Source organism: Rhodococcus sp. 14-2470-1a (assembly GCF_002259425.1).
In the GTDB taxonomy this organism is placed as follows: Bacteria; Actinomycetota; Actinomycetes; order Mycobacteriales; family Mycobacteriaceae; genus Rhodococcoides; species Rhodococcoides fascians_E.
In genome coordinates, this window is sequence record NZ_NPFZ01000003.1 from 20,899 (window position 1) to 32,584 (window position 11,686).

The 11,686-nt window shown below is 66.1% G+C and carries 10 protein-coding genes; 3 read left to right on the plus strand and 7 right to left on the minus strand.

The genetic code is table 11. The features are described from left to right. Positions 1 to 13: 13 nt before the first annotated feature. On the plus strand, positions 14 to 1,444 hold the full coding sequence (locus tag CH292_RS01280; protein ID WP_094626217.1) for a PspC domain-containing protein: 1,431 nt from the start codon (positions 14 to 16) through the stop codon (positions 1,442 to 1,444). Continuing rightward, a complete protein-coding gene (locus tag CH292_RS01285; RefSeq protein ID WP_094653831.1) occupies positions 1,437 to 1,685 on the plus strand; it encodes a hypothetical protein in 249 nt (82 codons plus the stop codon). The genes CH292_RS01280 and CH292_RS01285 overlap by 8 nt, the downstream gene beginning before the upstream one ends. Before the next feature lie 7 nt (positions 1,686 to 1,692). On the opposite strand, the gene guaA is transcribed toward CH292_RS01285, so the two are convergent. The 4 genes from guaA to guaB all read right to left on the minus strand — a co-directional run bounded on the left by guaA (position 1,693) and on the right by guaB (position 8,216). Continuing rightward, the gene (gene guaA, locus CH292_RS01290) at positions 1,693 to 3,282 is read right to left on the minus strand and encodes a glutamine-hydrolyzing GMP synthase (protein ID WP_020111133.1); all 1,590 of its coding nucleotides are present in this window, start codon (positions 3,280 to 3,282) and stop codon (positions 1,693 to 1,695) included. 48 nt (positions 3,283 to 3,330) lie between these two features. Next, on the minus strand, positions 3,331 to 5,088 hold the full coding sequence (locus CH292_RS01295; protein ID WP_019663615.1) for a GMC oxidoreductase: 1,758 nt from the start codon (positions 5,086 to 5,088) through the stop codon (positions 3,331 to 3,333). 411 nt (positions 5,089 to 5,499) lie between these two features. After that, a complete protein-coding gene (locus CH292_RS01300) occupies positions 5,500 to 6,639 on the minus strand; it encodes a GuaB3 family IMP dehydrogenase-related protein (protein WP_019663614.1) in 1,140 nt (379 codons plus the stop codon). Between the two features lie 53 nt (positions 6,640 to 6,692). Beyond that, on the minus strand, positions 6,693 to 8,216 hold the full coding sequence (guaB, locus tag CH292_RS01305) for an IMP dehydrogenase (protein ID WP_170945130.1): 1,524 nt from the start codon (positions 8,214 to 8,216) through the stop codon (positions 6,693 to 6,695). Positions 8,217 to 8,528: 312 nt separating this feature from the next. On the opposite strand from guaB, the gene CH292_RS01310 reads away from it, so the two are divergent. Continuing rightward, positions 8,529 to 8,933: a DUF5319 domain-containing protein gene (locus CH292_RS01310; protein ID WP_026347520.1), complete on the plus strand. Its 405-nt coding sequence runs from the start codon at positions 8,529 to 8,531 to the stop codon at positions 8,931 to 8,933. Positions 8,934 to 9,012: 79 nt separating this feature from the next. Here the strand turns inward: CH292_RS01310 and CH292_RS01315 are convergent, their stop codons facing one another. The 3 genes from CH292_RS01315 to CH292_RS01325 all read right to left on the minus strand — a co-directional run bounded on the left by CH292_RS01315 (position 9,013) and on the right by CH292_RS01325 (position 11,529). Next, the gene (locus CH292_RS01315; RefSeq protein WP_020111134.1) at positions 9,013 to 10,005 is read right to left on the minus strand and encodes an anti-sigma-D factor RsdA; all 993 of its coding nucleotides are present in this window, start codon (positions 10,003 to 10,005) and stop codon (positions 9,013 to 9,015) included. Next, positions 9,998 to 10,576, minus strand: a complete 579-nt coding sequence (locus CH292_RS01320; RefSeq protein ID WP_019663610.1) for a sigma-70 family RNA polymerase sigma factor — start codon at positions 10,574 to 10,576, stop codon at positions 9,998 to 10,000. The genes CH292_RS01315 and CH292_RS01320 overlap by 8 nt, the downstream gene beginning before the upstream one ends. 122 nt (positions 10,577 to 10,698) lie before the next feature. Then, the gene (locus CH292_RS01325) at positions 10,699 to 11,529 is read right to left on the minus strand and encodes a hypothetical protein (RefSeq protein ID WP_026347519.1); all 831 of its coding nucleotides are present in this window, start codon (positions 11,527 to 11,529) and stop codon (positions 10,699 to 10,701) included. Positions 11,530 to 11,686: the final 157 nt, after the last annotated feature.

The window sequence follows — 11,686 nt, forward strand, 5'->3', positions numbered from 1 at the left end:
AGGGCGATCCCCGATGGTCTCCGTGCACCCGACGGGCCACGATGGTTCCATGAGCAACTTGGCCGTCTCCGAACAGCTACAGCAGATGTGGCGTACGCGCCCGTATCGGTTGCCACAGCGTGGCCATGTCGCGGGTGTCGCCGCCGGCATCGGCTACCGCTACGGCGTCGATCCCGTCCTCGTTCGCGTCGCGCTCGTCGTCGGCACCATCTTCGGCGGAGCAGGCATCGTCCTGTACCTCGCCGCCTGGCTGCTCTTCAGCAAGGCAGGAGATGCAGCCTCTCCCGCCGAGTCGCTGATGGGCAGAGGCACCAGCTCGGAATCCAACACCAAGATCGTGGTCCTGATCGTGGCGCTGATCATCGCGGTCTCCACCCTGGGTCCCGTCGGTGTCGGATTGGGCGGATCCGGCGCCATCAGCATGGTCGCGCTTCTCGCCGGACTGTGGCTACTGCACCAGAGGCAGCCGCAACCACCCGAGTTCCTGCCCGGCGGTGCACAGGTCTACGCGCAACAGGATTTCCCGATCTCGTTCAACACGCCGTACACCCCGACGCCGTGGGCAGGTGCCAACTACCGCCCGCCCAACTATCGACCCGCGGGCTACACACCTCCCGCGTACTCGCCGTACACGACACTGCCCACGACGTACGTTCCGTCCACACCCCCACCCACCGACCGGTCGACGGGTTCCGAGGTGAACCTGAACAAATCCGAGTCCGCGGCGCCGGCCCAGCCGACGACGGACACGACCACCGGCCCGACACCACCGTCGTGGGATCCGTTGGGCGTCGCCCCCTTCGCCTGGGACCTACCCGAACCGACGACTGTTCACCTTCCGGCGTCGACCACTCCGAAGAAGCGGCGCTCACGGTGGACGTCGAGTTTCATCGGGTTGGCCCTGCTCGCCGCAGCCGTCACCGGCGGCATCGCGGCGGCAACGGGGTCGGAGTGGCTCTCCCCCGCACGCATCGGGGCCGTAGCTCTCGGTGTCCTCGCCGTCGGACTGATCCTCGGCGCATTCCTACGCAAGGGGTACGGCCTGCTGGTCGTCGCATTCCCTGTACTCGGTTTCGTGATCCTCGCATCCATCGTGGGACCGGTGAACTTCGACGGCGCAACCAGCGGGTCGGTCGATGCACGGCCGACGACGGTCGCGCAACTCCAACCGTCGTACAGCATCGCCGGCGGTGACCTCCAACTCGACTTGCGCGGCCTCGCCCTCACCGACAACCGAACTGTCGCAATCGATGTCACCGGAGGAAACGCGACCATCTGGGTACCGTCGACGATGACAATCGACCCGACCTGCGTGGCAGTCATGGGATCGGCTGCCTGCGGATCCGGTGGCCTGCAGCGCGGCACCGACGCAGCCGAGGACGCCCCTGTTCTCACCATCGACGGAGATGTCCGTCTCGGAAACTTGGAGATCATCCATGAATAGCAGCGAGTACGGAGACAGGGACACCGACACGGCCGAAGAACGAAACGCGCGCACCCGACCCTCGGCGTTGCTGTTTCTCTCCGGACTCGTGGCCCTGCTGGTCAGCGTCAGCGCTCTGATCGGGCCCTCGGCCCTCGAGTCCCTCGGCAACGTTCAGTTCCGCTGGGTCTTCGTCGTCGCGGCGATCGTCGTCGGACTGGCCCTTCTCCTCGCCCCAGGCCGGGGCGGGAAGAAGAACTAGAGAATTCTCACTCCCACTCGATGGTGCCCGGCGGCTTGCTCGTCACGTCGAGAACGACTCGGTTGACCTCCGGAACCTCGTTGGTCACCCGGGTCGAAATGGTTTCCAACACCTCGTACGGCAACCTCGTCCAGTCCGCCGTCATCGCATCCTCGCTCGATACCGGGCGCAAGACGATGGGATGGCCGTACGTCCGGCCGTCACCCTGAACGCCGACGCTGCGCACATCCGCGAGCAGGACCACGGGGCACTGCCAGATCTGCTGATCCAAGCCCGCCGCGGTCAGTTCCTCACGGACGATCGAATCGGCCTGGCGCAACGTGGCCAATCGGTCTCGCGTGATCTCGCCGACGATGCGAATGGCCAGACCGGGCCCGGGGAAGGGCTGGCGGCCGACGATTTCCTCGGGAAGACCCAACTCGCGGCCCACTGCCCGGACCTCGTCCTTGAACAAGGTACGAAGAGGCTCGACGAGGTCGAACTGCAGATCGTCCGGCAGACCGCCGACGTTGTGGTGGCTCTTGATGTTGGCGGTGCCGGATCCCCCACCGGACTCGACCACGTCCGGGTACAGCGTGCCCTGCACCAAGAACTGAACCTCCGCACCCTGAGCAGCGTTGTCACCCAACACCTCAGCGACAGCACCCTCGAAGCTACGAATGAATTCGCGGCCGATGATCTTGCGCTTCTCCTCGGGATCGGAGACGCCGTCGAGGGCACCGAGGAACGTGTCGACCGCATCGACGGTGACCAGCTTGGCGCCGGTCGACGCGACGAAGTCCTGCTGGACCTGCTCCCGCTCGCCCTCTCGCAGCAGACCGTGGTCGACGAACACACACGTCAGACGGTCACCGATCGCACGCTGCACCAAGGTTGCCGCAACCGCGGAATCCACACCCCCGGACAGTCCGCAGATGGCGTGACCGTCCGGCCCGACCTGCTCCTGGATCTGCTCGATCAATGCGTCGGCGATGTTGGCCGCCGTCCACTCCGCCTTGATTCCGGCTGTCTCGTGCAGGAACCGACCGAGGACCTGCTGACCGTGCGGCGAATGCAGCACCTCGGGGTGGTACTGGACACCGGCGAGCCTGCGCTCGGCGTTCTCGAACGCAGCCACGGGAGCGCCGGCGCTCGTCGCCGTGACCGTGAACCCTTCCGGAGCCTCCGTCACAGCATCACCGTGACTCATCCACACCGGCTGCGTCGCAGGAAGACCGTCGTGCAGGACACCGCCATCGACGGACAGCTGCGTCCGGCCGTACTCACGAGTCCCCGTGTGCGCGACGGTTCCGCCGAGTGCCTGCGCCATCGCCTGGAAGCCGTAGCAGATACCGAAGACCGGAAGATCGAGATCGAACACCTTCGCGTCGAGAGCAGGCGCGCCCTCGGCGTACACACTCGACGGCCCGCCGGACAGAACGAGTGCAACCGGGTTCTTGGCGGCGATCTCCTCGACGGTCGCGGTATGCGAGATCACCTCGGAATACACGTTCGCCTCACGCACACGACGCGCGATGAGCTGGGCGTACTGGGCACCGAAGTCGACTACGAGAACGGGCCGAGGCAGGGCGGGATCAGGCTGCTGCGATGCGGTCACCGGAACAGTCTAGTGGCGCGCGACAGGCTGGTTCCACGCAGCATCTTCTTACGCGGCACCGGTGGTGGCGGGTTTCGGAGAGCGGATCTCGACGATGGGCAGACGCAACGCTGCGGGCGCGGACACCGGCACCACCGGAGCGTTGGGAGCGATCGGCTCGATCCGTTCGTAAGCGAGACCCTGGCGCGGCCGTAGATCCTGCTCACCCTTGTTGGGCCACAGCGCCGCTGCACGCTCCGCCTGAGCACTGATGGTCAGCGACGGATTCACGCCGAGGTTGGCCGACACGGACGACCCGTCGACGACGAACATCGTCGGGTACCCGTGGACGCGGTGATACGGGTCGATGACGCCGTGCTCGGCGTCGGACGCGATGGCGCAGCCACCGAGGAAGTGAGCGGTCAACGGAATGTTGAACAGCTCACCCCATGTGCCGCCCGCGACGCCCCCGATCTTCTTCGCTATACGCCGCGTCGCGTCGTTGCCCTCAGGGATCCACGTCGGGTTCGGTTCGCCGTGTCCCTGCTTGCTGGACACCTTGCGACCGAACAGCCCACGCTTGGTGAAGGTGGTGATCGAGTTGTCGAGGTTCTGCATCACGAGCGCGATGATCGTGCGCTCGCTCCAGTTCTTGGTGTTCACCACCCGCAGGAAGTCGAGCGGATGAGCCAGCAGCGCGAAAACGAACTTGAGCCATCGCGGAATGCGCCCACCCCCGTCGGTCATCAGCGTCTGCAACAGGCCCATCGCGTTGGAACCCTTGCCGTAGCGGCACGGTTCGATGTGGGTGTTCGACGACGGGTGGAACGACGACGTGATCGCCACTCCCCTGGTCAGATCCATCTCCGGGTCGACCTTCAACTTGGCGGCACCGACGATGGATTCGGAGTTGGTACGCGTCAATTCACCGAGCTTGTCGGACAGACGCGGCAGTGCGCCGGTGTCCTTCATCTTGTGCAGCAAATTCTGCGTACCCCACGTGCCCGCGGCCAGGACGACGTGCGACGCGGTGTAGGTCTTGGGGTGCTTGCGAACCCACGCGCCGGTTCGCTCGGTGGCGACGTCCCACGTGCCGTCGGGCAGAGCACGAAGACCTGTCACCGTCGTCATCGGGACGATCTCGGCTCCGGCGCGCTCGGCAAGGGCGAGGTAGTTCTTCAGCAGTGTGTTCTTGGCGCCGTGGCGACACCCGGTCATGCACTCACCACACTCGATGCACCCGGTGCGCTCAGGACCGACGCCGCCGAAGTACGGGTCGCCGACCTTCTTGCCCGGCTCGTCGCCGAAGAACACGCCGACCGGAGTCTGAATGAACGTGTCCCCGACGCCCATGTCCTCGGCGACGGACTTCATGACCTCGTCGGCGGGTGTCATGTGCGGGTTACGCACGACACCGAGCATGCGCGTCGCCTGGTCGTAGAACGGACCGAGCTCGCTGCTCCAGTCGGTGATATGCGCCCACTGCTTGTCCTTGAAGAACGGCTCCGGCGGCTGGTACAGGGTGTTCGCGTAGTTCAGCGAACCGCCGCCCACCCCTGCACCGGCCAGAATGAGGCAGTCACGCAGCAGGTGAACACGCTGGATGCCGTAGCACCCGAGCTTGGGCGCCCACAGGAACCGCTTCAGGTCCCAGCTGGTCTTGGCGAAATCCTTGTCCTCGTAGCGCCGTCCGGCCTCGAGGATGCCTACCTTGTAGCCCTTCTCGACCAAGCGCAGCGCCGTGACGCTTCCGCCGAAACCGGACCCGACGATCAGAACGTCGTAGTCGGTCGTGCGAGCCTGTGTCCCAGCTGTCCGTGTCTCCACTGTTGACCTCCGCGCCTCGTGCGTAACTCAGCCAGCTCCGCCGCACCGCGCATCACCTCGATGTGACTGCGACCACACTCTAGATGACAGCAGCGGCGAACTGACAACAACCCTGTGACAGTTGACACAAGCCACTGTAGCTGTAACTCCAAGTATCACCAACTGAGGTAAGGCTCACTCCGCGCTGCCCCAGGTGACCGAACGTCACGTTCGCTCGCTCTCGGCCCCCGAACGCGCGGCTTTCAGCCCACGCGCGCACTGCAACCCGCGCACTCGCTGCAACCCGCGCTCCCGGGCCCCCAGGTGACCGAACGTCACGTTCGCTCCCACCCGGCACCCGAGTTCCCCAGCAAACGACGAAGCGCGCACCCCGATTCGGGGTGCGCGCTGTCGAACGTGGGACAGAGAGGGTCAGGCTCGGACGTTCAGGCCGACTTTCTGGAATTCCTTGAGATCCGAGTAACCCGACTTCGCCATGGACCGGCGCAGACCTCCGACGAGGTTGATCGAACCGTAGGGCTCGCTCGACGGACCGTGCAGGACCTGGTCGAGGCTCGGGCGCTCACCGGCTGCGACGGGCAGGAGTGCGCCTCGCGGCATCGACGGGTGCGCTGCCGCGGAGGGCCAGTACCAACCGCCACCGGGCGCCTCTGCTGCCGCCGCGAGAGGAGCACCGAGCACGGCGGCGTCCGCACCGCACGCGATTGCCTTGGCCAGGCCGCCCGACGTGGTGATGTCGCCGTCGGCGATGACGTGAACATAGCGGCCGCCGGTCTCGTCGAGGTAGTCCCGACGAGCTGCCGCAGCGTCCGCGATGGCCGTTGCCATGGGTACACCGATGCCGAGAACTTCACCGGTGGTGGTGCCTCCCTCGACCGACCCGTAGCCGACGATGACTCCGGCAGCGCCGGTGCGCATCAGGTGCAGCGCGGTGCGGTGATCGCTGACGCCACCGGCGATGACCGGTACGTCGAGCTCGGCGATGAACGTCTTGAGGTTGAGCGGCTCCTCGTCGCCGTGCGCCACGTGCTCCGCGGAGATGATGGTGCCCTGGATGACGAGCAGATCGATACCGGCTGCGACCAGCGCAGGCGTCAGGTTCTTGGCGCTCTGCGGGCTGACGCGGACCGCGACGGTGACACCGGCTGCGCGGACCTGCGCGACGGCGGCAGCGAGGAGGTCCGGTTGCAGCGGTGCTGCGTGCAGCTTCTGCAGGAATGCGACGGGAGCGTCGGCGTCGAAGTCGTTCTCGGCGATCGCGACCAGCTCGTCGAGCTTGGCCTGGACGTCCGTGTGGCGAGCCCACAACCCCTCGCCGTTGATGACGCCGAGGCCACCCTGCTTGCCGAGCTCGATCGCGAATTCCGGCGACACCAACGCGTCGGTCGGATGAGCCAGGACCGGAATGTCGAATCGGTAGGCGTCGAGCTGCCAGGCCGTGGACACCTCCTTCGACGACCGAGTACGGCGCGAGGGCACGATGTCGATGTCGTCGAGCTGGTAGGTGCGACGGGCTTCTCTGCCCATGCCGATTTCAACGAGGTCGCGCACGCGCGCCCCTTTCCCTAGGAGTTCGTCTTGAGTTCAGGCCGATGCGAGCGAAGTCAGCGCACGGTGTAGTTGGGAGCTTCCGCGGTCATCGTGATGTCGTGCGGGTGGCTTTCCTTCAGTCCGGCAGCGGTGATCTGCACGAACTGCGCCTCCTGCAGTTCCTCGATGGAGTTGGACCCGGTGTATCCCATCGCGGCACGGAGACCACCGGTCAGCTGATGGATGACCTGGGACAGCGGTCCGCGGTACGGGACCCGGCCTTCGATGCCTTCGGGGACGAGCTTGTCCTCGGCGAGGACGTCGTCCTGGAAGTAACGGTCCTTGGAGAACGACTTGGCCGCTCCGCGTCCCTGCATCGCCCCGAGCGAACCCATGCCGCGGTAGCTCTTGAACTGCTTGCCACCGACGAGAATCAACTCGCCCGGCGACTCGGCCGTACCTGCCAGCAACGAGCCGAGCATGGCCGTCGACGCGCCCGCAGCCAACGCCTTGGCGATGTCGCCGGAGAACTGGAGACCACCGTCGGCGATGACCGGAACACCGTGCGCCTTGCACGCGGCGACCGCCTCGAGGATCGCGGTGATCTGCGGGGCGCCGACGCCTGCGACGACGCGGGTGGTGCAGATCGAGCCGGGACCGACGCCGACCTTGACCGCGTCCGCGCCTGCCTCGACGAGTGCCAATGCGCCCGCGCGGGTCGCGATGTTGCCGCCGACGACCTGGACGCGTTCTCCTACTTCGGCTTTCAGCTTGCTGACCATCTCGAGCACCGACGAGTTGTGCCCGTGCGCGGTGTCGACGATGAGCACGTCGACACCGGCGTCGGTGAGCGCCATGGAACGCGACCACGCGTCCTGCCCGACACCCACTGCCGCTCCGACCAGCAGGCGCCCGTCGCGGTCCTTGGTGGCGAGGGGGTGCTGCTCGGTTTTGACGAAGTCCTTGACCGTGATCAGTCCGGTGAGAGCGCCCTGTCCGTCGACGATGGGGAGTTTCTCGATCTTGTGCCGACGGAGAAGACCGAGAGCTGCCTCGGCGGTGACGCCCTCGCGCGCGGTGATGAGCGGTGCCTTGGTCATCACGTCGGCGACGCGGCGGTTCTGGTCGACCTCGAAACGCATGTCACGGTTGGTGATGATGCCGACGAGGGCACCGGTCTCGTCGGTCACCGGCAGACCCGAGATGCGGAACCGTGCGCACATCGCGTCGACCTCGGCGAGTGTGTCGGTGGGCTTGCAGGTGACCGGGTCGGTGACCATGCCCGCCTCGGACCGCTTGACGGTTTCCACCTGGGACGCCTGATCCTGCAGTGACAGGTTGCGATGCAGGACGCCCATGCCACCCGCGCGGGCCATGGCGATGGCCATGCGCGCCTCGGTGACGGTGTCCATCGCGGAACTGACCAGTGGGACGCGCAGACGGATCTCGCGGGTGAGTTGACTGGAGGTGTCCACGGCGCTGGGAATCAAGTCCGACGCAGCGGGCAACAGCAGAACATCGTCGAAGGTCAAACCGAGCATGGCGACCTTGTTGGGGTCGTCGCCACCGGTACGGACGTGGGCTCCGGAACTACTCATGCGGATCTGGCCCTCCCTAGAGCCTGTGTGCCCTTCTCGCAGCGCGCGGGCGGTGCACCGGAGAAGACGGCGTGTTCGAAAGCGGATGGAGACAGTGCGGACGAAAAAACATGGACGCGTACGCTCGCTCAGCGCCTGCACACATGGTATCGGCTCCGCCGTTCGCTCGTGAACGCGCACCGGACGGCGTCGTTCGAGCAGGTCGACCGCACCCCGACTGCGGCCGATCGGCCGCCCGGTGGACCTCGTCGCGCGTCGACACGAAGCGTGAACGGCTGGCGCAGACCCACCAGTCCTGCGTACCGTGGAGACGTGCGCGATCAACTGCCTCCAGGTTTACCGCCGGATCCCTTCGCCGGTGACCCCGCCGACCCCTCGGCCGCCCTCGATGCAATCGAGCCCGGCCAGCCTCTGGACCCCCAGGAGCGGCTCGCCGTCGAGGAAGACCTCGCCGATCTCGCGGTGTACGAGGCACTCCTCGGACACCGCGGTATTCGCGGACTCGTGGTGTGCTGCGAGGACTGCCAGCAGGATCACTACCACGACTGGGACATGTTGCGAGCCAACCTTCTCCAGCTCCTGGTCGACGGGACCGTTCGTCCCCACGAGCCTGCGTACGACCCCGTTCCCGATGCGTACGTCACATGGGACTACTGCCGCGGATACGCGGACGCGTCCATGAACGACGCTCTGCACGGCGACGGTTTCGAGAACTAGTCACCCGATCATACGACTGATGCCCTACACGATTTTCGTGTAGGGCATCAGTCGTATGCGGTGCAGGGCCGGAGGGCGATCAGCCTCCGTTGGTGTCCAGCGTGTCGATCCGGGGAGCAGATGTACCGTCACTCGAACCGCTGGCCGTAGCCGTCGTCTCACCGGTCTGATTCAGAATCGTCGGCCCGGGAGGCGTCGTGGTGACTGCGGGCGGCTCGGTCGTCGGGAGCACCGGATCGCTGGTCGAAGGAACCTGCGACGGGTCGACCGTGCCGGAGACCGGCGGAGGCAGCGGATCCGTGGTGACCGGAACCGAGCCCAACTCGGGTGCACTCTGAACGGGCGCAGGCAACGTCGGATCGACCGGTAGGGGCAACTGCGGAGGAATCGTCGGGATGATCGTCTGGAGTTGCTCGATCAACCGCTGCAGCCAGATCTCCAGATCCGTGCGCTGCGCGTCGTCGGTGACCGCGCCGGCCGCACCCGACGCACCGTCGAGCAGAGCCTGTGCACCTTCGACGTCGCCTGCTGCGATCAGCTGTTCTGCCTGCTCGAGCTTCGACGTCGTGTCGATCTGCGCGACGGTCGAATCTGCTTGCTGCGAGAACACCACGGACTTGACGCTCCACAGCGCGTCGCCCGGGGAGGAGTTGTAGGAGAAGACGACCAAGCCGCCCATCACCAGCGCGATCGCCGCTGCGGCGCCCGCTACCGGGCGGAGCAGACGCTGACGTCCGCGACTCGACGCCTTGCGGCGTAGCCCTGTCGCGGCAATCTCCTGATCGACGGCTGCCGCCACTTCGTCGAGGTCGGGACCTGCGGGGAGCGCGGGGTGGACGATTTCTGCACGCCAGTTGGCGAGGAGCAGAGCGAGTTGGTACTCGTCCGCGTCGTCCGTCGCGATCGGTCCGTCGCCACGGATTGCCTCGATGAATTCCTCGTCTCGGCGTACCGCTGCGATGTCCACCGGACTCGAACCCACGAGGGTGCTGTCGAGAGAATCCTCGGATGGCGTGGAACCATCCGGGCGGCCGATACGGGGAATGCCATCACGGCCGTTGTTCCTAGCCATACATTTCACCCGCTTTCACAACTTCGTTCTTCAGTTTCGCGATGGCTCGGTGTTGAGCCACGCGGATGGCACCTGCGGTACTACCCACTGCCGCTGCCGTTTCCTCGGCCGACAATCCGACGACGAGTCGGAGCACCAGAATCTCTCGGTGCTTGGCGGGCAAGGTGTCCAGCAGGGCGGTCATCTGTCTACTCGACTCGGAGTCCAGAGCTCGCTGCTCCGGTCCGTGTTCCGTCGACACGACATCTGGTACTTCGGCGGCCGGGTCCGATTTGTTACGGGAGGCGCTTCGATGTGCGTCGGCGACCTTGTGGGCGGCAATGCCGTACACGAAGGCCATGAACGGTCGGCCCTGGTCCTGATAACGCGGCAGGGCGGTCATGACTGCCAAGCAGACCTCCTGAGCCACGTCGTCCGCCGAGAGCTGACCACGCTCGGCGGAGCCCACACGTGCGCGGCAGTACCGCACCACGAGCGGACGGATGATTTCCAGAACTCGGGAGAGTGCGGCTCGCTCGCCCTGCGCTGCGGCAGCGACGAAGGAGTCCAACTCCTCACCCGTGTTGTTCATCGCTCAAGGATTCCCCGCGTTACAGTGACGCCGCCGCATCTCGACAGCGCTTCCACCCGAAGTGGAACCTAGTAAGGATAGCGACCTTCACCCCACTCGATCGAACCACTCGGTCCGTGACTTCACACGGCCGTGAACCGACCACCGCGCCGAGCCAGCTCCGCCTCGCACTCCCGCGCGACCGACTGCGCGGCCGCTCCTCCCCCGACGCCGCTCCACAACATCGCTGCCGCCCAGCGCAACGGTAGGAGTCCGTGCACCTCGCAGGCATCGAGTACACGCTGGGCGCCGTCACCACTTCGTGACAGATCTCCCACGGAGCTGTAGGCGGCAGCCAGCACGAGGTCGGTCTTGACGATGTGGCGTAACGAATCGATCTCGTCGGCACGCCCGCGCGCGTCGAGCGCATGCCGGACCGCGTCGGGCCCTTTTCCCGAGAACATCGCGAGTTCCGCGCGGACCCACCCGAGCCTCAGATGTTGACGCCACAGAACGTCCTCGCGCCCATCTCGCGCCACGATGTGCTCGCATCGAGTCAGCAGCGCGTCCGCGGTGCCGAATCTGCCTACGCCGAGGGCGTCCGCGGCAAGGCCGACGAGAGCATCCGCTCGCGCACGAACGACAGCAGCCTCATTGCCGTCCTCACCCGACGGAGAACTGCGCTCGTCGAGCCCGACCGCAGCGATCGCCGTCCCGTCCACCCGCGCCGCTGCACTGTGCACTCCCCTCTGCCGTATCCATGATGCGCGAGTCGAATACATCTGCGACCGCAGAGACGGTGGAACAGGGCCCGACAGCGCAGCCGCATCGAGCTCGGCCGACGCGGCGAGGTACCTGCCTTGCCCACCGAGTGCGACGGCGCGGTCCCACCGCTCGCGGACGGTCGATGCAGCGGGCAGTGGCCACATACCGGGTTCGGTGCCCCAGGCAGCGCGATGAAGCCGATCGTCCATCGTGTCGACGTTACGACCCGGAGCGGCCCCTGCGACCGTGAGGCTCGGCATTCCTCTCGGTTCACCGTCGAATGGATGGATACTCCTGGCCGCTTCGTGCCCATCGCCGAATATCGTCGAATCCGTCGCGCGACATTCTCGTTTGTTTCACGGAATT